The sequence below is a fragment of the Thiohalophilus sp. genome (assembly GCF_031581315.1).
Lineage (GTDB): Bacteria > Pseudomonadota > Gammaproteobacteria > UBA6429 > Thiohalophilaceae > Thiohalophilus.
The window spans coordinates 1-20734 of sequence record NZ_JAVLAZ010000032.1 but is presented as its reverse complement, the minus strand read 5'-3'; the positions used below and the strand labels follow the sequence as shown (position 1 = coordinate 20734).

General features: G+C 57.4%; 23 protein-coding genes. 20 read left to right on the top strand and 3 right to left on the bottom strand.

The features are described from left to right. Nucleotides 1-124 precede the first annotated feature (124 nt). From fnr to RI563_RS06510, 9 genes are all read left to right on the top strand, one after another. Nucleotides 125-901, top strand: coding sequence for a fumarate/nitrate reduction transcriptional regulator Fnr (gene fnr, locus RI563_RS06550; RefSeq protein WP_310693565.1), 777 nt, complete (start codon nt 125-127; stop codon nt 899-901). A gap of 159 nt (nt 902-1060) precedes the next feature. Continuing rightward, nucleotides 1061-2479, top strand: coding sequence for a cytochrome-c oxidase, cbb3-type subunit I (ccoN, locus tag RI563_RS06545; protein WP_310693564.1), 1419 nt, complete (start codon nt 1061-1063; stop codon nt 2477-2479). A 14-nt stretch (nt 2480-2493) separates the two neighbouring features. After that, nucleotides 2494-3123, top strand: a complete 630-nt coding sequence (gene ccoO, locus RI563_RS06540; RefSeq protein ID WP_310693563.1) for a cytochrome-c oxidase, cbb3-type subunit II — start codon at nt 2494-2496, stop codon at nt 3121-3123. A gap of 5 nt (nt 3124-3128) precedes the next feature. After that, the gene (locus tag RI563_RS06535) at nt 3129-3305 is read left to right on the top strand and encodes a cbb3-type cytochrome c oxidase subunit 3 (protein WP_310693562.1); all 177 of its coding nucleotides are present in this window, start codon (nt 3129-3131) and stop codon (nt 3303-3305) included. Then, the gene (gene ccoP, locus RI563_RS06530) at nt 3302-4186 is read left to right on the top strand and encodes a cytochrome-c oxidase, cbb3-type subunit III (protein ID WP_310693561.1); all 885 of its coding nucleotides are present in this window, start codon (nt 3302-3304) and stop codon (nt 4184-4186) included. Before RI563_RS06535 ends, ccoP begins: the two co-directional genes overlap by 4 nt. 57 nt (nt 4187-4243) lie before the next feature. Then, on the top strand, nt 4244-4363 hold the full coding sequence (locus RI563_RS06525) for a DUF3149 domain-containing protein (protein WP_310693560.1): 120 nt from the start codon (nt 4244-4246) through the stop codon (nt 4361-4363). A gap of 126 nt (nt 4364-4489) precedes the next feature. Next, a complete protein-coding gene (ccoG, locus tag RI563_RS06520; RefSeq protein WP_310693559.1) occupies nt 4490-5899 on the top strand; it encodes a cytochrome c oxidase accessory protein CcoG in 1410 nt (469 codons plus the stop codon). A 24-nt stretch (nt 5900-5923) separates the two neighbouring features. Beyond that, the gene (locus RI563_RS06515) at nt 5924-6469 is read left to right on the top strand and encodes a FixH family protein (protein ID WP_310693558.1); all 546 of its coding nucleotides are present in this window, start codon (nt 5924-5926) and stop codon (nt 6467-6469) included. A gap of 28 nt (nt 6470-6497) precedes the next feature. Then, nucleotides 6498-6755 carry a hypothetical protein gene (locus RI563_RS06510; RefSeq protein ID WP_310693557.1) on the top strand — a complete coding sequence of 86 codons (258 nt, stop codon included), beginning with the start codon at nt 6498-6500 and terminating at the stop codon, nt 6753-6755. Nucleotides 6756-6910: 155 nt separating this feature from the next. On the opposite strand, the gene rhlB is transcribed toward RI563_RS06510, so the two are convergent. After that, nucleotides 6911-8191 carry an ATP-dependent RNA helicase RhlB gene (rhlB, locus tag RI563_RS06505; protein WP_310693556.1) on the bottom strand — a complete coding sequence of 427 codons (1281 nt, stop codon included), beginning with the start codon at nt 8189-8191 and terminating at the stop codon, nt 6911-6913. Between the two features lie 224 nt (nt 8192-8415). Here rhlB and trxA point away from each other — a divergent pair, with 224 nt between their 5' ends. From trxA to RI563_RS06475, 6 genes are all read left to right on the top strand, one after another. Then, nucleotides 8416-8742 (top strand): thioredoxin TrxA, encoded by a 327-nt coding sequence (gene trxA / locus RI563_RS06500; protein WP_310693555.1) that lies wholly within the window; start codon nt 8416-8418, stop codon nt 8740-8742. Nucleotides 8743-8956: 214 nt separating this feature from the next. Beyond that, a complete protein-coding gene (rho, locus tag RI563_RS06495) occupies nt 8957-10213 on the top strand; it encodes a transcription termination factor Rho (RefSeq protein WP_310693554.1) in 1257 nt (418 codons plus the stop codon). Between the two features lie 290 nt (nt 10214-10503). Beyond that, complete coding sequence (locus RI563_RS06490) at nt 10504-10851, top strand: DUF3135 domain-containing protein (protein WP_310693553.1); 348 nt, start codon at nt 10504-10506, stop codon at nt 10849-10851. Nucleotides 10852-10970: 119 nt separating this feature from the next. Continuing rightward, on the top strand, nt 10971-11177 hold the full coding sequence (gene rpmE, locus RI563_RS06485) for a 50S ribosomal protein L31 (RefSeq protein ID WP_134080516.1): 207 nt from the start codon (nt 10971-10973) through the stop codon (nt 11175-11177). Nucleotides 11178-11182: 5 nt separating this feature from the next. Continuing rightward, on the top strand, nt 11183-11968 hold the full coding sequence (locus RI563_RS06480) for a thermonuclease family protein (RefSeq protein ID WP_310693552.1): 786 nt from the start codon (nt 11183-11185) through the stop codon (nt 11966-11968). Between the two features lie 118 nt (nt 11969-12086). Then, a complete protein-coding gene (locus tag RI563_RS06475; protein WP_310693551.1) occupies nt 12087-13343 on the top strand; it encodes a malic enzyme-like NAD(P)-binding protein in 1257 nt (418 codons plus the stop codon). A 20-nt stretch (nt 13344-13363) separates the two neighbouring features. On the opposite strand, the gene RI563_RS06470 is transcribed toward RI563_RS06475, so the two are convergent. Both RI563_RS06470 and RI563_RS06465 read right to left on the bottom strand, forming a co-directional pair. Further along, nucleotides 13364-14026: a hypothetical protein gene (locus RI563_RS06470; RefSeq protein WP_310693550.1), complete on the bottom strand. Its 663-nt coding sequence runs from the start codon at nt 14024-14026 to the stop codon at nt 13364-13366. Next, nucleotides 13998-16598 (bottom strand): penicillin-binding protein 1A, encoded by a 2601-nt coding sequence (locus tag RI563_RS06465; RefSeq protein ID WP_310693549.1) that lies wholly within the window; start codon nt 16596-16598, stop codon nt 13998-14000. Before RI563_RS06465 ends, RI563_RS06470 begins: the two co-directional genes overlap by 29 nt. 184 nt (nt 16599-16782) lie before the next feature. Between RI563_RS06465 and RI563_RS06460 the strand changes: the two genes are divergently transcribed. The 5 genes from RI563_RS06460 to RI563_RS06440 form a co-directional block, all read left to right on the top strand. Then, nucleotides 16783-17853, top strand: a complete 1071-nt coding sequence (locus RI563_RS06460) for a pilus assembly protein PilM (RefSeq protein ID WP_310693548.1) — start codon at nt 16783-16785, stop codon at nt 17851-17853. Then, nucleotides 17853-18428: a PilN domain-containing protein gene (locus RI563_RS06455; RefSeq protein WP_310693547.1), complete on the top strand. Its 576-nt coding sequence runs from the start codon at nt 17853-17855 to the stop codon at nt 18426-18428. Before RI563_RS06460 ends, RI563_RS06455 begins: the two co-directional genes overlap by 1 nt. After that, a complete protein-coding gene (locus tag RI563_RS06450) occupies nt 18425-19045 on the top strand; it encodes a type 4a pilus biogenesis protein PilO (protein WP_310693546.1) in 621 nt (206 codons plus the stop codon). Before RI563_RS06455 ends, RI563_RS06450 begins: the two co-directional genes overlap by 4 nt. 22 nt (nt 19046-19067) lie before the next feature. Continuing rightward, complete coding sequence (locus RI563_RS06445) at nt 19068-19601, top strand: pilus assembly protein PilP (RefSeq protein WP_310693545.1); 534 nt, start codon at nt 19068-19070, stop codon at nt 19599-19601. 33 nt (nt 19602-19634) lie between these two features. Beyond that, the coding region (locus tag RI563_RS06440) for a type IV pilus secretin family protein (protein ID WP_310693544.1) at nt 19635-20734 on the top strand (1100 nt) is incomplete at its 3' end.

Sequence of the window (20734 nt, the reverse complement as noted above, 5' to 3'; positions counted from 1 at the left end):
TAATCGAACGATTAAACGGACTTTTTTGTTAAATGGGGCCGGGTGCGAGTATAGTTTGGCGTAAGGCACCCGGCGGGTGTCCTCTGCCTGTTGCAGCCAACCAACCGAAGTCGGGTCGAAGTCCATGTCCAGAGAACGCGTCATTAGTCTGTCCGAAGTGCGCACCCAGTGCCAGAAGTGCAGTCTCTATCAACTGTGTATGCCGATGGGACTGGGTGATGGGGATCTCAACAAGCTCGACAAGATCATCAAGCGTCGCCGTCCGGTGGAAAAGGGTGAGTTTCTGTTTCGCCTCGACCAGGACTTCAGCTCCCTGTACGCCATCCGCTCGGGATCCCTGAAGACCTATACCAGTCAGAGCGATGGCCAGGAACAGGTGATCGGGATGCATCTGCCCGGTGAGTTGATCGGTCTGGATGCGATCGGCAGCCAACGGCATGCCTGCTCGGCGGTGGCACTGGAAACCACCAGTGTTTGCGAGATTCCCTTTGATCATCTCGAAACCCTGAGCCGGGAGATTCCCGGGTTGCAGCAGCATCTGTTTCGCCTGATGAGTGCCGAGATCCAGCACGATCAGTGTCACATGACGGTACTCGCCCGCATGCCGGTGGAAAACCGGCTCGCCAGTTTCCTGATAGGCCTCTCCGAGCGTTACAAATTGCGGGGTTATGCGGCCAACGAGTTCAATCTCAGTATGTCGCGGGGGGATATTGCCAACATGCTGGGTATGGCGATGGAGACCATCAGTCGCCTGCTCGGGAGTTTTCAGGACCAGGGGCTGATCCAGGTGGAACGTAAACATATTCGCATCCTCGATCCCGCCGGACTGCAGGCAATTGCCTCCAATTGCCGGGAATTGCCCGGTAAGCCTGCCGACAGTTCCAGCTCCCATAGCGCCTGAGGCGTCAGCAGCGCCGGTACGCCGCCATATAAAAAAAGACGGCTTTTCTTTTGATCCAGATCAAGACCTGGACTAGGTTTACTGACACGGCTTGGATATTGTTCGAGTCATATAATCAGAAGCCTTCCCTTGCTTTGCGAGAATAAAAAAGGAAAGTCCATGGATAACCAATCGACCTATAACTACAGGGTGGTGCGCCAGTTTACGGTAATGACCGTGGTCTGGGGCATCGTCGGGATGCTGGTCGGGGTCGTGATTGCGGCGCAGCTGGTCTGGCCGGCGCTCAATTTCGATATCCCCTGGCTCACTTACAGTCGTCTGCGGCCGTTGCATACCAACGCGGTGATCTTCGCCTTCGGCGGTTCGGCGCTATTTGCTACCTCCTATTATGTGGTCCAGCGCACCTGTCAGGTCCGCCTGTTCAGCGATCGGCTGGCGGCCTTTACCTTCTGGGGCTGGACCCTGGTGATTCTGCTGGCCGCGGTCAGCCTGCCGCTGGGGTTTACCAGCAGCAAGGAATACGCCGAACTGGAGTGGCCGATTGACCTGTTAATCACGCTGGTCTGGGTCGCCTATGCCATCGTCTTTTTCGGTACCCTGGCCAGGCGACGGGTCAAGCATATCTATGTCGCCAACTGGTTTTTCGGCGCCTTTATCCTGACCATTGCGGTGCTGCATGTAATTAACAGCCTGGCTGTGCCGATCAGCCTGACCAAGTCCTACTCGGTCTATCCCGGTGCCATCGACGCCATGGTGCAGTGGTGGTACGGGCATAACGCGGTAGGCTTTTTCCTGACCGCGGGCTTTCTGGGCATGATGTATTACTTTATCCCGAAGCAGGCGGAACGACCCATTTATTCCTATCGTTTGTCGGTGGTGCACTTCTGGTCGCTGATCGCCATTTACATGTGGGCCGGCCCGCACCATCTGCATTATACCGCCCTGCCCGACTGGGCCCAGTCGCTGGGCATGGTCTTCTCGCTGATTCTGCTGGCGCCGTCCTGGGGCGGGATGATCAACGGGATCATGACCCTGTCGGGAGCGTGGCACAAACTGCGTACCGACCCGATTCTGAAATTCCTGATTGTCTCGTTGTCGTTCTACGGCATGTCGACCTTTGAAGGGCCGATGATGTCGATCAAGACCGTTAACTCGCTCTCGCACTACACCGACTGGACTATCGGACATGTGCATTCCGGGGCACTGGGCTGGGTCGGACTGGTCACCATCGGTTCGGTCTATTTCCTGATTCCCAAGTTGTTCGGGCGTGAGCAGATGCATTCGGTGAAATTGATCGATGTGCATTTCTGGATCGCCACTATCGGTATCGTGGTGTATATCGCCTCCATGTGGATCGCCGGCGTAATGCAGGGACTGATGTGGAGGGCGGTCAACGATGACGGCACCCTGACCTACAGCTTTGTGGAAAGTCTGGAGGCCATGTATCCGTTCTATGCCGTGCGCCTGCTTGGCGGGGTGATGTATCTGGCCGGTATGTTGATCATGGCGTACAACGTGTGGAAGACCATCGCAGGCCCGAAGGCCGCGGCGGATGAACGCATTCCGCAGACGGCTTAACGGAGGAGAGCATCATGAGTCATGAAAAAGTGGAAACCCGTGCCGGCCTCCTGGCCCTGCTCATCGTTATCGTGATCAGTTTCGGGGGGCTGGTGGAAATCGTGCCGCTGTTTTTCATCAAGGATACGACCGAGCCGGTCGATGGCCTCAAGCCTTACAGCGCGCTGGAACTCGAAGGGCGGGATATCTATGTGCGTGAAGGTTGCTATACCTGCCATTCGCAGATGATTCGTCCGTTCAGGGCCGAGACCGAGCGTTACGGTCACTATTCAGTGGCCGGCGAGTTCGTCTATGACCGTCCCTTCCAGTGGGGGTCCAAGCGTACCGGGCCGGATCTGGCGCGGGTCGGCGGGCGTTATTCGGATGAATGGCATCGTGTCCATCTGATCAATCCCCGGGATGTGGTTCCCGAATCCAACATGCCGGGCTTCCCCTGGCTGGCGGAGAACGAACTCGACGGCAAATACACGGCCAGGAAACTGCAGGTCATGAACAAGCTGACCAGAGCAACGTGCAACGGTTGCCAGACCTACAGCGAGGAGGAGATCGCCAGTGCGGCCGATGATGTCAGGGGCAAAACGGAAATGGACGCCCTGGTGGCCTATCTGCAGAGTCTGGGTACCAGCATCAAGGCACGGAGGTAACCGGCATGGATATGACTGATGTACGCAGCTGGTACACCGTGGTCATCTTTACGGTATTCATTGGCATATTTATCTGGGCCTGGAGCAGTAAACGCAAGCGTGATTTTGACGAGGCTGCTCATTTACCCCTGAACGAGCCGGAATATCCCCGCGAGCAAAAGAATAAGGAGAACGGATCATGAGTAGCTTCTGGAGCTGGTTTGTGGCCGTGATTAGCCTGGGTATGATTTTCGCCTGCTACTGGTTAATTAAATGGACCACCAAAAGCCGTAGTGGCGAAGCGGCCGAAGGCGATGTCACCGGGCATACCTGGGATGGCAATCTGGAGGAGTACAACAACCCCTTGCCCAACTGGTGGCTGTGGCTGTTTTACATCACCATCATTTTCGCGCTGATTTATCTGCTTCTGTATCCGGGGCTGGGTAACTTCAAGGGCGTCTTAAACTGGACCTCGACCGGCCAGTATGAACAGGAGATGGAAGTGGCCCAGCAGGAGTATGGTCCCATCTTTGCGCGTTATGCCGAAACCGGGATTCCGGTGCTGGCACAGGATGATGAGGCGATGGCTTCCGGTCGACGTTTGTTCCTGAACTATTGTGCCACCTGCCACGGTTCCGATGCCGGCGGTGCGAGTGGCTTCCCGAGCCTCAAGGATGATGACTGGCTTTGGGGGGGGCACCCGCAAGCCATCAAGACCAGCATTCTGGATGGTCGTGTCGGGGTGATGCCATCGCAGGGACACCTGGGTGAGGAAGCGATTGAGAATGTCACGGCCTACGTGATGAGTCTCAGTGGTCGCGAGGCGGATGAGGCGAAGATCAGGGCCGGTCAGCAGGTATTCAAACAAAACTGCGCGGTGTGCCATGGTTCGGATGGCACCGGTCAGAGCACGATGGGCGCGCCCAATCTGACCGACAATATCTGGCTGTATGGCGGTTCACCGGGCGTGATTCGCCAGACGATTGTGAATGGTCGCCAGGGCAAGATGCCGGCACACCGGGAGTTTCTCGGTGAGGACAAGGCTCACCTGCTGGCAGCCTACGTCTATAGTCTGTCTGATTAATCCCCGGCTGCGGCGGCGGGCTGTTGTCCGCCGCCCAACATCATAAGGAGTTGCGCCATGCTGGAACTGCTGTTCGGAACCTGGACCGGTATCCTGTCGCTGAGTGTTTTGGTGATCTCGGTCGCTATCATCGTCTATCTTTTTTACGTGTTTTTTATTCGACCCCCCAAACAATGACATACTGCATGCAGCTGTCTGCCGCCGGGCGTCCGCCGGTCATGAACCCATCGGTTCAGGTCGGTGCCCGGGTGACGGAAATCAGGTGGGATAAACGGAAACAATCAACCAGTTCTCGGGGTGTTGATGAATAACCCGAAACAACAGGCTCACTCGTCCGAACAGGCGGTTGAGCAGGAACTTTACGCCAAACACCAGAAAATCTACCCGCGCGAAGTGCACGGCATCTTTGCCACCCTGCGTATTCTCGGGGTACTGGTCTTGCTGGGCCTTTATTACTTTTTGCCATGGTTTTCCTGGGATGGCCATCAGGCGGTGCTGTTCGATCTGCCCGCGCGCAAGTTTTATATCTTTGGCCTGACCTTCTGGCCACAGGATTTCTTCTATCTGGCGGCGCTGCTGATCATCGCCGGCCTGTCACTGTTTTTCTTTACCGCGCTGGCCGGTCGTGTGTGGTGTGGTTATGCCTGTCCACAAACCGTCTGGACCGAGCTGTTCCTCTGGATCGAACGCAAGATCGAGGGTGATCGACCCAAACAGATGAAACTGGCCAAATCGCCCTGGAACGCCAACAAGTTCGTACGCCGGGGGAGCAAACAGGCTGTCTGGATTTTGTTGTCCCTGTGGACCGGTTTTACGTTTGTCGGCTATTTCACGCCGATCACCGAGTTGTGGCAAAGCATGCTGCAATTCGATCTGGGACCGTGGGAGACCTTCTGGGTGTTTTTCTACGGCTTTGCCACTTACGGCAATGCCGGGTTTATGCGTGAGCAGGTCTGCATTTATATGTGTCCTTACGCCCGTTTTCAAAGCGCCATGTTCGACAAGGACACGCTGGTCATTTCCTATGATTACAACCGGGGCGAGCCGCGCGGGGCGCGCAAGCGTGGCACGGACAAAGCGGAGAAAGGGCTGGGGGACTGTATCGATTGTACCCTGTGTGTACAGGCCTGCCCCACTGGCATCGATATTCGTGACGGCCTGCAGTACCAGTGCATCGGGTGTGCCGCCTGTATCGACGCCTGTAATGAAGTCATGGACAAGATGGATTATCCGCGCGGTCTGGTTCGCTATACCACCGAAAACACCCTGGAAGGCAAGCCGACAAAGGTGCTACGTCCCCGCATCATTGTGTATGGATTGTTGTTGTTGCTCATTACGGCGGCGGTTTTTTACAGCATAGCGACCCGAATTCCGCTGGAACTGAATGTCATGCGCGATCGTAATACCCTGTATCGGGAAACCAGTCAGGGGCTGGTGGAGAATATCTATACGCTCAAGATTCTGAATATGGATGAGGCGCCGCATACCTACCGGCTGACGGTCGATGGCCCGCCACAAATGGAGTTACACATGGCACGCGAAACATTGCACGTGGAAGGCGGGAGCGTCACCCAGCTGCCGGTACAATTACGCATTGACCCGGTTTATCTGGAGAAGACCGGTTATGACGTGGAATTTCATTTACAGGCGATCGATCAGCCGGAATTGTCGGTCACCCAGACCGGCCGTTTCATTGGCCCGGTCATGCGTTGATATTGAGGCCAACGGGGAGAACCCATGCAACAGATAACCGTGAACGATATGCCGTCCCCCTGGTATCGCCAGTTCTGGCCCTGGTTTTTAATCGCCCTGCCCGCCACGGCAGTCATCGCCAGTATCGCCACACTGATTATCGCGATGAAAAACCCGGACGGCCTGGTGGTCGACGATTATTACAAAGAGGGTCTGGCGATTAACCAGACGCTGGCACGGGATCGCCACGCGCGTTTTCTGGGCCTGCACGCCGAGGGCGGGATTGGTCCCGGGGGACAGGTGCAACTGGTTCTGCAGGGCAAGCAACCCCAGCCGGCCCAGCGCCTGCGCCTGAGTCTGCTGCACCCGACCCGGGCGGATCAGGATCAGGTAATTGATTTAGAATTGACCGAGACTTCGCCAGCGCGCTTTCGCGGCGAGTTTGAATCCGTCCCCGGCGTCGGGCACTGGCACGTGCTGCTCGAACCTGAAAGTGGCCACTGGCGTTTGACAGGGCGGATGGCCTCGTCCGGTGACGGGCGGCTGCAGCTTGAGCCCGTCGGGGGCCTGAGCGAGCAAAACAATAACTGACAGGTTTTGTGCCGGGAGGGCGCTGGAGATGTCACAGCAGATACCGAAAATCCAGAAAGTCGTGGCCGTATTGTGGCCCTCGTTTTTGACCGCCGCGCTGGCGACCATTCTGTTTTTTACAACGTTCGATCCGGTGTTGCTAGGTGAACTGGCCGGCTACGGGGAAATCAGTCGGCTGGGAGGCTATACCATCGGGTTCTTTTTGTTCTGGCTGCTGACGGCCGGGACCTGCGCGCTGACCTGTTATTTTCAAAGGCCTTGCGACAAGCCCGGACCGTTGGCCTGAGCGCAACGATCAACGCCCGAGTTTACTGACCAGGCGTTTGAAAAGCCGGGCCGGCGATTTGTCCCCGTTGCAGCGGCGCCAGACGTCGCGCGGCGGGTGGATGCCGGAATGGTCCGGGCTGATCGTCGGCAACGGAGCGCCTGGCCGGGGCGGTTCTATTGAACCCGGCCGCTGTGACGGGGGCCTTTTCTGGTGCTCTTTTTTCCGGTTTTCTTTTTGTCGCTGACGCGGCGCGCGTTGGGATCGCGTTGTGGCGGTTTGGGCTTGACCAGCAACTGAGGATCCAGCGGGGCGGCGGGAATTTTGTGCCCGATGTATTGCTCGATATCCGGCAGCGAAAAAACATACTCATCGCAGGCGAAGCTGATCGCCTCGCCTTTGGCCCCGGCGCGGGCGGTGCGGCCGATGCGATGCACATAGTCTTCGGCGTCCTGCGGCAGATCGAAGTTGATGACATGGCTGACCGCCGGAATGTGCAGACCGCGGGCGGCCACATCGGTGGCCACCAGCAGGTTGAGCTCACCGTCACTGAACTTGTTTAGCAGACCAAGGCGCTGTTTTTGCGGCACATCGCCGGTCAGCAGCGCGGCGGCCTGATCGTTGCCGCGCAAATAGTCGGCGATTTTCTCCCCTACCCGTTTGGTGTTGACAAAGATCACGGCCCGTTCAACGTGCTGGTTGGCAAGAATGCCCAGCAGCAGGCTGATTTTTTCTTCCTTGGCGGGGTAGTAGACGCTCTCGACTACCTGCTCGGCGGTGATCTGTTCCGGCTCGATCGCCACCGCCTCGGGATTGTTCATATGCTCGTAGGCCAGTTCCTTGACCCGGTGCGAGAGCGTGGCGGAGAACAGCAGGTTCAGGCGCTGGTCGGCTTCAGGCAGGCGGCGCAACAAAAAACGGATGTCCTTGATGAAGCCGAGGTCGAACATGCGGTCGGCCTCATCCAGGATCATCACTTGGATGGCGTGCAGATCGAACACCTTCTGTTTGAAATAATCGATGATCCGTCCGGGGGTGCCGATCAGCACATCCACCCCGGCTTCCAGCTGCTGGCGCTGACTCTCATAACCGGTGCCGCCGTAGACCAGGCCCAGCTGCATGCCGAGGTGTTTGTTGAGCAGCTCGGCATCCTTGTGGATCTGGACCGCCAGTTCGCGGGTCGGGGCCAGGATCAGGGCGCGCGGCTGGTTGGGCCGGCGATCTTCGGCGGCCGGGTGGCGCAGCAGGTGTGTGAACATGGCGATCAGAAACGCGGCGGTCTTGCCGGTGCCGGTCTGTGCCTGGCCGGAGACGTCCTTGCCGGCCAGAGCAATGGGCAGGGTCTCGGCCTGGACCGGTGTGCAGTATGAAAAGCCCGCCTCTTCAATGCCTTGCAGCAGCGGCGCGGGCAGATCCAGGCTGTCGAAACGGGTATCGGACAGGTGTGTATCACTCATGGGCGCACAGAATAGCAGATCGGATTCTGTTTGGGGCTTGAAATAACGGCTATCTTGGGCTCAAATGTCATCTCATACACCCCTGCCAGCAGCAGCCGATCTGGCAGGGCAGATGGCCCACATGGTATGTCCGGTGCCCGACGGCGTGTTAAGGTTCGCCATCCGGCATCACCCGAGTCAGTCATATTCTGCGACTGCAAAACAATACAAATGGGAGAATTACGTTGAGCGACAAGATCGTTTACGTCACAGACGCCACGTTTGAAGATGAGGTTCTCAAGGCGGAAGAACCGGTTCTGGTGGACTACTGGGCAGACTGGTGCGGTCCTTGCAAAATGATTGCCCCGATTCTGGATGAGATTGCCGATGAATATGCTGGCAAGATCAAGGTGGCCAAACTCAATATCGATGAGAATCCGGGTACCCCGCCCAAGTTCGGCATACGCGGTATTCCGACCCTGATGCTGTTCAAGAGCGGCAATGTGGAAGCGACCAAGGTGGGGGCAGTATCCAAATCCCAGCTGACGGCCTTTATCGACAGCAACCTGTAAAAGATTTGTCGTCCGGCCCGTTAGCATGGGCTGGACGAGCCCGGTTTTTGGTGATAACTTAGCGCCAAGAACGTGTAAAAATACCAATCGTTTTATTTGTAGCCTGCCTGATACGGGCACCCCTCTAGCAACCCTGATACAGACGCTGAACGCGCAGCCGATCATACGGTGCGTGTCATGCGCCGCGTAACCAACCTGATTTAAGACAACATCTATGAACCTCACCGAACTCAAACAAAAACATGTCGCCGATCTGATCGTCCTCGCCGAGGAAATGGGCATCGAGAATATGTCCCGTTCACGCAAACAGGACATCATTTTTTCCATTCTCAAGGCCCACGCCAAAAGCGGCGAGGACATTTATGGCGATGGTGTCCTGGAGATCCTGCAGGACGGTTTCGGTTTTCTGCGCTCGGCGGAAAGCTCCTACATGGCCGGGCCGGATGATATTTATGTCTCGCCCAGCCAGATTCGCCGTTTTGCCCTGCGCACCGGCGACACCATCGCCGGCAAGATTCGCCCGCCGAAAGACAGCGAGCGTTACTTTGCCATGCTCAAGGTCAACGAAATCAACTTTGAGCCGCCGGAAAAAGCCAAGAACAAGGTGTTGTTCGAAAACCTGACCCCGCTGCACCCCAACGAGCGCATGCAGCTGGAGATTGGCAACGGCAGTTCCGAGGATATTACCGCCCGGGTCATCGATATGGTGTCACCCATCGGCAAGGGACAGCGCGCCCTGCTGGTTTCGCCGCCCAAGGCCGGCAAGACCATGATGTTGCACAATATTGCTCATTCCATCACGCATAATTATCCCGAGTGTCATCTGATCGTGCTGTTGATCGACGAGCGGCCCGAGGAAGTGACCGAAATGTCCCGCTCGGTACGCGGTGAGGTGGTCTCCAGTACCTTCGATGAACCCGCCAGTCGCCACGTGCAGGTGGCCGAAATGGTGATCGAAAAGGCCAAACGCCTGGTTGAACACCGCAAGGACGTGGTGATCCTGCTCGATTCCATCACCCGTCTGGGCCGCGCCTACAACACCGTGGTGCCTTCCTCCGGTAAGGTGCTGACCGGCGGCGTGGACGCCAATGCTCTGCAACGGCCGAAGCGCTTTTTCGGCGCGGCGCGCAACATCGAGGAAGGCGGCAGCCTGACCATCGTCGCCACCGCGCTGGTGGAGACCGGTTCGCGCATGGACGATGTGATCTACGAGGAATTCAAGGGCACCGGTAACATGGAGATCCACCTGGATCGTAAAATTGCCGAACGGCGTATCTATCCCTCCATCAACATCAACCGTTCCGGCACCCGGCGCGAAGAGTTGCTGACCGCCCCCGACGAGCTGCAAAAGCTGTGGATCCTGCGCAAGGTAGTGCACGATATGGACGAAGTCGCGGCGATGGAATTTTTGCATAGCAAGCTCGAGGCGACCAAGACCAACGCCGAGTTCTTCGACTCCATGAAGCGTTAGGCGTAGCGCGTTCGATTCCTGCTCCCTTGTGCCTGCGCGAGGGCGCCGGATTCCTCAGGGACGGAGCAGACGGCAGAGAATCACAAATTCGTCCGATCTGCCTCGATCAGGCAAAAATCCTGCATTTACAGGCTCTTGTCCGCTATTGTTCAGAGAGTTTGTGAGCTGGCGCACGTCCCCGTTTTTGACAAGGCCCCTGAAAACGACGACTATTTGGGTATCGGCATGGCGCGCGGCGCGCCATGCCGGTCTGACTCCCAATAGTGATTGCGGTGAAGCAGGACCGACCCATGACCCGACCCGAGATTGCTTGTCATATCGATTTTGATACCTGGGCCCACCTGGCCGAGACCGATCCCGAACGTTTTGAGACCCTGCGTAACCGGGTTCTCGATTATTGTATCGACCGCGCACCGGCGGATCGTCGGGAGCGGTTGCGTCGCCTGCAATGGCGGGTCAACCAGGTGCGCAACACCTCCAGCAACCCCCTGTCCGCCTGTATTTCCATTTCCAACATGATGTGGGATACCTTTAGCCACCTCGGCGAGGCTTACGAGGATTTGCAACACTCCCGGCGGCCGTTCCGGCGCTGCGCCCGGATCCTGCCGTTTCCCGCCCCGCAGCGCGACAAGGCCTGAATTGGCGCAAACACTTGCCCTGCGGTGGTTGATTACCGTATGATCGCCGGCCTCGTTGCGTATGGTGCTCCGGAGAGGCCGGGGTGGCGATGCGCCCGAAAGAGACTATGAGGTTACCCATGAAAGCTGAAATCCACCCCGCTTATCAGGAAGTGTCTGTCACCTGCAGTTGTGGCAATCACTTCACCACCCGTTCGACGGTCGGCAAGGATCTGAACATCGAAGTCTGCGCCCAGTGCCATCCGTTCTATACCGGCAAGCAGAAGTTGCTGGATACCGCCGGTCGCGTGGACAAGTTCCGTCAGAAGTACGGCATGAAAAAGTAAGTCCCGTGACAAAACGCACGACGGACATCATCAAAAAGGCGCTGTTTTCAGCGCCTTTTTTGTTGGTAGTCTGGTCATCGGGGCCGATGGCCGATGCCTGCCGACCGGTACAGCTCGATGAGAAGGTGACGGTGCGGTATGTCCATGATGGCGATACCGTGCATCTGCGCGACGGGCGCAAGCTGCGCCTGATCGGCATTAACACCCCGGAACGGGCCCGTGACGAGGCGCCGGCCGAACCCCATGCCGGGGTGGCCCGCCGGCAACTGCAGGCGCTGGCCGAGGGGCCCTGGGGGCTGGTGTATGACCGGGAGCAGCGGGACCATTACGGTCGCCTGCTGGCCCACGTGTTCGATCAACAGGGGCGCAATATCACCCGCCGGCTACTTGAGGGAGGCGCTGGCCAGCTGCTGGTGATTCCGCCCAACCTGCGGTTTCTCGATTGTTATCGGCGCGCCCAGGCCGCGGCACGCCGACATAAACGCGGTCTGTGGGCCCTGTCGGCCTATCAAACATTGCCCGTGGCGGCGTTGAGCTCGCAGCACAGCGGCCAGTACCGTGTGGTGCGGGGGTATCTGAGTCGGATTGGCGAAAGCCGTTCCTCGTTGTGGCTGAATCTCGGCCCGGCGTTTGCCTTGCGGATTGCCCGCCCGGAGTTACCGCATTTCGAGCGCGATCGGATCGAAACCTGGCACGATCAGCCGCTGTTTGCCCAGGGCTGGATCTACCGGCGTAATAACCAGTGGCGTATGCGCCTGCGGCATCCGGCTGCCCTGCTGGAAATCCCCTGAAAGCCGCCAGGGGCGACTGGTAAAACCGCGATCGATGCGCCACCATGTGGTTTTATCCCGACAGGCGGGCATCCTGTTCCCCTGACAGCGATATACGGTCGATAACAGTGATCACACAATGAATGATGATGAACTTTCTTTTGCCGAACAGGCCCTGCGCTACCACGCCGAGCCACGTCCGGGTAAAACCGCCACGGCCCTGACCAAACCGGTCGCGACCCAGAACGATCTGAGTCTGGCCTATACGCCCGGGGTCGCCGTGCCGGTGCAGGCGATTGCCGGGGACCCGCAGCAGGCCTATCGTTACACCAACAAGGGCAATCTGGTGGCGGTTATTTCCAATGGCAGTGCGGTGCTGGGGCTGGGCAACGTGGGGGCACTGGCCGGCAAGCCGGTGATGGAAGGCAAGGCGGTGTTGTTCAAACACTTCGCCGATGTGGATGTGGTGGATATCGAAGTGGATGCCGAATCCCCCAAAGCCTTTATCGATACCGTGCGGCGTATCGCCCCGAGTTTCGGGGGCATCAACCTGGAGGATATCGCCGCGCCAGACTGCTTCGATATCGAACAGGCGCTCAAGGAACAGCTGGATATTCCGGTATTCCATGACGATCAGCACGGCACCGCGATCATTATCGCCGCCGGCTTGCTCAATGCCCTGGAATTGACCGGGCGCAATCTGAAAGAGACACGCATCGTGTGCCTGGGCGCCGGTTCGGCCGGGATCGCCTCGATGCGGCTGTTGCATAAACTGGGTGCCGATAAGCGGCATATCACCCTGGTCGATCGCCGGGGTGTGATTCATTCCGAGCGACGCAATATCAATCCGCACAAGCGGGAGTTTGCCCGGCGCACCGGCCAGCGTACTCTGGAGGAGGCGCTGGTCGGGGCGGATGTGTTTATTGGGGTCTCGGGGCCCGATCTGGTCTCGCCCGCTATGCTGCAGAGTATGGCAGACAATCCGATTGTCTTTGCCCTGTCCAACCCGGATCCGGAGATTACGCCGGCCAACGCTCATGCGGCGCGTTCGGACCTGATCATGGCGACCGGGCGCAGCGATTATCCCAACCAGGTGAATAACGTGCTGGGTTTTCCGTTTATTTTCCGCGGCGCACTGGATGTGCAGGCGTCGGCCATCAACACTGAAATGCAGATCGCGGCGGTGCGGGCGCTGGCACAACTGGCCCATGAGCCGGTGCCGGACAGCGTGTTGCAGGCCTATGGACTGGCGCAGCTGAAGTTTGGCCGGGACTACATTATTCCCAAACCGTTTGATCCGCGGCTGAGGAGTTTTGTGTCACAGGCTGTGGCGCAGGCCGCCCGCGACAGCGGTGTGGCGCGGGATATCCGGCCGGGGAATAGCGAGACGCCGTGATGCGTTTGGGTGGCGGTGGATCAGTTTTCCATGGTGTCCCCGTTGACCAGTTCCCGCACCCGGTTCAATGACGCCCGCTGCATCGGCCGCCCATCCACCGGGCTCAGGGGGGGCTGGAGGGGGCCGTCCTGAATAAACACCACCAGCTCAATACGCGTGTCCTGGGCATAAAAGCGCAGCACCGGCAGCGTGACGCTCTGTTCGGGGGAGAAACGCACCTTGCGCTCCCCCTGTTCATAGGGGATCTGATGCTCCATCAAAAAGATATCGAGATCCTCGAGGCGCGGCACGAAAACATGCAGGACCACCGGCGAGTGTTCATCGGCGCTGCCATCGAGGACACTGCCCACCAGTTTGGGACGGTAATCGGCAAAAAACTCCATCGCCTGCAGGGCGCGGTTGCGTAACTGCTGCAGGGCGGCAGGCTGGGCATCGGCACGGAACAGGCGCTGGTATTCGCGCAGGGCCTGATCGATTTCGGTGTTACTGGGCATGTTGCGGGTATCGACAGCGCCCAGGTGCAGCGCGGCCTTGCGCTTGGCGGCATAAAAATCCCGGCTGCCGGATTCGGCCAGAATCTGTGCCGCAGCCTGGGCCAGGCGCTGGCGCATTTGCAGATCCTTGCTGTTTTTGTGCCCCATGGAGACCGCCGATTTAGAAGAGATCGCGGGTGATATTGCCATTATCCCGGCGTTCGCCGTTGCTGTCATTGCCGCCGCCGGCGCGGCGTTCGGGAACCTGGTCTGCGAGGAAATATTCGAAGACAGCATCGGGATCGCCGCTGCGGGCCAGTTCACCGGTTTCTGGATCGATCAATACCGAGACGATCCCCGGCGGTTGTTGCAGCCGGGCTTCGGGTTCATCACGCAGTGCCTCGCGCATGTATTTGATCCACATCGGCAGCGCGGCGCGGGCCCCGGTTTCGCGGTTACCGAGCGGTTTGGGCGTATCGAATCCGACCCATGAGATGGTAACGACATTGCGGTTGAAACCGGAGAACCAGGCATCGCGCTGGTCGTTGGTGGTGCCTGTCTTGCCCGCCAGATCATTGCGCCCCAGCACATGCGCCCCGCGGCCGGTGCCATAGCGCACCACATCGCGCATCATGGTGTTCATCAAAAAGGCGGTCTGGGGTGGGAGGACGCGGGGTGCAATAGCCGGTTTCCGGGGCCCCTGCATGGTTTGCATCCACTCTTCGGGGGTGACATCTTCACGGGTGAAGCTGGGCACCCACTCTGATTCTTCTGTACCGGGATCGTCGGCGGTAACAGTCGTCCCGGTTTCAGTCTGGCCGTTGTCCTTCTCCTCTTCCTCGGCGGTTGTCTCCAGGCACTCGGGGCACACCACGGGTCTGCGGTTGAGCAGAACCACTTTCTGATCGGCGTCGCGCACATAGTCAATCAGGTTGGGCTCAATCAGGTAACCGCCGTTGGCAAACACGGTATAACCCCGGGCCAGTTCCATGGGGGTCAGCACCCCGCTGCCCAGTGCCAGTGACAGATCGCGCGGCAGTCGACGGCTGTCGAAGCCGAAACGTTCCAGATAACGCAGTGCATAGCCGATGCCGATCTCGCGCAACAGCCGGATGGAAACCAGATTGCGGGATTTGAACAGGGCGACTCGCAGCCGGGTGGGGCCATAGAAACGGCCACTGTAATTTTCCGGTCGCCAGGTATCTTCCAGTCCGGGGGCATCGAACACTACCGGTGCATCATTGATGATACTGGCGGCGGTGAAACCCTTGTCGATGGCGGCGGAATAGATAAAGGGTTTGAAACTGGAACCCGGCTGACGTTCGGCCTGGACAACCCGGTTGAACTTGCTGGCGTAATAGTCGAACCCGCCGCTCAGGGCCTCAATGGCCCCGTTATCGGGGTTGAGCGAGACCAGCGCGCCACCCACCTGGGGCGGCTGGGCCAGCCAGCTGCAACCGTTGGTGGCCGGCGCGACATAGATAATATCGCCGCGCTGTAATACGTCGCCGGCCGATTCCAGTTCCGGACCGAGATTGTTCTCGTCGATATATTCGCGTGCCCAGCTGAGTTGTTCCCAGGGTAGATAGGCGATCCGGTTATCGCGAGTGATGGCATAGACTGCCTGCTCCTCGACCTCGAGGACCACCGCCGGTGTCAGATTACCCGGTGCCGGCACATCCGAGAGTCGATCTGGCCAGTCTGTTTCGGCGTCGGGGGTATCAAGCCATGTCGGGTTTTCGTCCGGCAGTTCGCCCGGTTGCAGCGCGGGATCGGCAGCGATATTGCCAAGCAAATCAATCTGTTGCACCGGGCCGCGATAACCGTGGCGCCGGTCGTATTCGAGCAGGGCCTCACGCAGGGCGGCATTGGCGGCCTGCTGTTTTTGTGGATCAACGGTGGTATAGACCTCGTAGCCGGCGGTGTAGGCATCATCGCCATAGCGGGCGACCATCTCGTTGCGCACCATCTCGGCGATATAGGGGGCTTCGAGATCGGTGTCCTGGCCATGCACTTCGGCATGGACCGGCACCGCCAGGGCAAGCTGATAGGCCTCCTCACTGATGAACTCGAGGTCGCGCATACGCCCCAGTACATAGTTACGGCGTTGAATGGCCCGTGCGGGATTGGCGATCGGGTTATAGCTGGAAGGCGCCTTGGGCAGCCCGGCGATCATCGCCACCTCATCGAGGGTCAGCTGGGCCGGTTCTTTACCGTAGTACACCTGAGCCGCGGCCGCGGCGCCGTAGGCCCGTTTGCCCAGATAGATCTTGTTCAGGTAGAGGGAAAGGATATCCTCTTTGGAAAGCTCGCCCTCGATTTTCAGGGCCAGGAAGATTTCATTGAGCTTGCGCAGATAGGTTTTTTCCCGGCTCAGGAAGAAGTTGCGCGCCACCTGCATGGTGATGGTGCTGCCGCCCTGGCCCTTCTCACCGGTCAGAACCAGATTGATCGCCGCGCGGAGGATTCCCTGGTAATCGACCCCCGGATGCTCAAAAAACCGGTCGTCCTCGGCGGCCAGTACCGCCTGGATCAGGCTTTCGGGAATTTCCTCATATTTCAATGGAGATCGCTTCATTTCGCCGAATTCCGCGATCAATCCGCCCTGTTTGTCGTAGACGCGCAGCGGTACCTGGAGTTTCACATCCTTGAGTGTGTCGATATCGGGCAGTTTGGGTGTGATATAGGCGTAGGCGCCAAGCAGACCAACGACGCCAATCAGAGACAGAGTCAGGATGGAGGCCAGGGAGAATGTGACCAGTTTCTTAAATATAGGCTTCATATGTCTAATTTTAATAAAGAATCGGATTGTGCCATCCGATACAGCGCAAGCGTCCAGTATAAATCTTCTGTTCTGTGAACACTATTCCCATTTGTTTTTATATATTTGATGTCCTATAGTTGACTCATAAACCTAAAGTAGTTATACATATATCTACCATAACTTACTACGAATAAAGAAAAATATGGGTCTCAGCGATCTCATCAAGCCGAAAAAACCCCCGGTGATCGGGCTAGACATCAGTTCCACGGCGATCAAACTGCTGGAACTGGGCAAGGCCGGAGATCGTCTGCGGGTCGAAAGTTACGCGGTTGAGCCGCTCCCCCCCAACTCGGTGATCGAGAAAAACATCTCCGATGTCGAGGCGGTGGGCGAAGCGATCAAACGGGCACTCAAGCGCTCGGGCACCCGCAACAAGCAGGCGGCCGCAGCCGTGGCCGGTTCCGCAGTAATAACCAAGATTATTTCCATGCCCGCCTCGCTCGGCGAGGACGACATGGAACAGCAAATCCAGCTCGAAGCCGATCAATACATTCCCTATCCCCTGGAAGAAGTAAACCTCGATTTCGAGGTGCTGGGCGCCTCGGATAACGATCCGGAACGGGTCGATGTCCTGCTGGCCGCCTCGCGCAGTGAAAACGTGGATGTGCGGGTCGCCGCCATGGAACTGGCCGGCCTGAAGGCAAAGATCGTCGATGTGGAAGCCTACGCGATGGAAAATGCCTTCCAGCTGCTGGCGCCCCAGCTACCGGAACAGGGGATGGATCAGACCGTGGCCGTGGTTGATGTGGGGGCTACCATGACCACGCTGAATGTCATGCACGATCTGAAAAATATCTACACCCGCGAGCAGGTGTTCGGGGGCAAGCAACTGACCGAAGAAATCCAGCGCCGCTATGGCCTCTCCTATGAAGAAGCCGGCATGGCCAAGCGCCAGGGGGGATTGCCGGACAACTATGTTCCCGAAGTCCTGGAGCCCTTCAAGGATGCCATGGTGCAGCAAGTCAGCCGTTCCCTGCAGTTTTTCTTCTCCTCCAGTGCCTATAACAGTGTCGACCATATTGTCCTGGCCGGCGGCAGCGCCATGATTGCCGGTATTGATGAATTGATCGCCGATAAGCTGGGCGTGCATACCTCGGTGGCCAATCCGTTTACCAATATGACCCTGGCGTCCCGGGTCAAGGCACAGAGTCTGAGTAATGATGCCCCGGCATTGATGATTGCCTGCGGGTTGGCCATGAGGAGCTTTGACTGATGGCGCATATCAACCTCTTACCCTGGCGCGAAGAACAGCGACGTGAACAGCAACGCCAGTTTCTGACGATTCTGGGACTGTCTGCTGTTCTTATGGCATTGATTATTCTTGTAGTGCATCTGCGTATTGCCGGCATGATCGATCATCAGGAATCCCGTAATCGATTCCTGCAAGGTGAAATCAGCAAGGTAGAAAAACAGATCAAGGAAATCAACAAACTGGAAGAAGACAAGCAACGCCTGCTTGCGCGGATGGAGGTCATCCAGGAACTGCAGCGTAACCGCCCTGAAGTGGTTCACCTGTTCGATGAGATCGCACGCATTATTCCGGACGGCATTCATCTGGATAGTCTGAAACAGTCCGGGGACAAACTGGTGCTGAACGGCGTAGCCCAGTCCAATGCCCGGGTTTCGGCGTTTATGCGCAATATCGAGGGCTCCGACTGGCTGGCTGAACCCCGCCTGGAAGTCATAGAGAAAAAAGGCAAATCTAGCCAGCGAGACAGTACCCGCTCGTTTGTTCTGCATCTGTCGCAGGTCAAAAAAGACACCGGCAATGAGAATCAGAAAAAATGAAAGATTTGGACTTAAGCGAACTTGATCTCAGTACCATCGGTTCCTGGCCGGCCGCGGTCAAGGGGGTGGTGGTTGCGGTGATGTGTCTTATCGTACTCGGCGCCGGCTATTTTCTGCATATTCAGAAAAAGCTCGATGAACTGGAGCGGGTTCGGGCTCAGGAAAATTCTCTCAAGAGCGAATTCGAAAAGAAGCAGGCCAAGGCCGCCAACCTGGACGCCTACAAAAGACAGATGAAGGAGATGGAAGAGTCCTTCGGGACCATGCTGCGCCAGTTGCCCAGTAAAACAGAAGTGGATGATCTGTTGATCGATATTTCCCAGACCGGGCTGAGCAGTGGCATCGAGTTTGAACTATTCAAGCCGCAATCAGAGAAGCAGATCGAGTTTTACGCCGAATTACCCATTCAGATCAGTATGCTGGGGGATTACCACCAGTTTGGTCGGTTCGTCAGTGGCGTCGCCGCCCTGCCACGCATTGTCACCCTGCATAACATCAACCTATCAAGTGATAGGGATGGTCGCTTGAAGATGGATGTGACAGCCAAAACCTATCGGTATCTTGATGAAGAAGAGCTGGCTGCGGCGCGATCCAAGAACAGGAAGCGGAGGCGGTAGGGTCGATTCCCGGATGCGAGTTATGCTGAAAACTAAATTGATAAAATTCGGCCTGTTGAGTGTGATACCGGTGCTTGTTACGGCATGCGGTGGTCCGGAACATGCCGATCTGCAGCAATATGTAAAACAGGTCAAGGAACAAAAAAAAGGCCGTATTGAACCGCTGCCCGAGGTGAAGCCTTACGAGACTTTCACCTATGTACCGGGCGATCTGCGTGATCCGTTCGCCCCGTTTATTCAGCAACAGGCCGTTCAGGAGACCCCAGTAAATTCGGATCTGCGCCCCGATACTAATCGCAAACGTGAGGCGCTGGAGCAATTCACGCTCGACTCACTGGTCTTTGTCGGGCATCTGGAAAAAGACGGTGTGTTATGGGGTCTGATTTCTGCACCGGATTCGACCGTATACAAGGTCAGAGAAGGTAACTATATCGGCCAGAATTATGGCGAAATACAAGAAATTTCCGAGACGCAAATCCTGATACAGGAAATTGTATCTGACGGAAGTGGTGGATGGATTGAAAGAGAGGCGTCCCTGTCGCTGGAAAGCGAGTAAATCGGGCTCTGTATAATTTTTTGGAGTAGAACCATGATCAAGCAAAATGGTTACGCAAGCGGAATCATCAAGCGCACCGGCCTGCTGGTAGTGTTACTGATGTTTCTTGCCTCTGCATCGGCACAGGCACAGGCACAGAACAGCCTGACTGATATCAGTTATTCGACCCTGCCCGGTGACAAGGTCCAGATCAAACTGAAGCTGGACAGGGCACTGGATGTCGAGCCGGCCAGCTTCACTATCGATAATCCGGCCCGCATCGCGTTCGATTTGCCGGACACCAAACTGAATCTCAGCGAGCGTAAAACGGATATCGGCATTGGTGTGGCGCGCAGTGTCAGCACGGCGGAAGCCGGTGGGCGGACCCGGGTCGTGCTGAATCTGTCAGAACTGGTGGGATACAACACAGTACTGGAAGGTAACGATGTCATTATCACCCTGAATGAATCCGGCGAAACACAGTTCTCTCGGGCGGATGATTCCCGGAGTGTGGCATCCAAAGATGGAGCTGCCTCGGTAAACGTCCTGGATCTGGATTTCAGACGTGGTGAGGCGGGCGAAGGCCGGGTACAAATGACCCTCGCCGATCCGAATACCGCCGTGGATATGAAACGTCGCGGCAGCCAGGTGGTCGTGACATTGAAGAACAGCGCACTGGATGAAGAGCTGGAACGGCGGGTCGATGTGCTGGATTTTGCCACGCCGGTCAGTACCGTGGATGCTTTCAACCAGGGCAACGATGCGCGTGTCATTATCAATACCAAGGATGAGTTTGAACATATTGCCTATCAGGCCGATCAGAAACTGACCATCGACATCAAACCGGTTGTCAAAGAGGAAGAAGAGGATCGGCCGCGTCGTCGGCAGGAATATACCGGCGAAAAGCTGTCGCTCAATTTCCAGAATATCGAAGTGCGGGCCGTACTCCAGCTGATCGCTGATTTCACCGGGATTAACATGGTGACCAGCGATACGGTCTCCGGCAACGTAACCCTGCGGCTGAAAAACGTGCCATGGGATCAGGCACTGGATCTGATCCTGAAGACAAAAGGGCTCGACAAGCGCGAGAACGGCAACGTCATGTTGATCGCGCCGGCCGAGGAAATCGCGGCGCGGGAGAAAATGGAACTGGA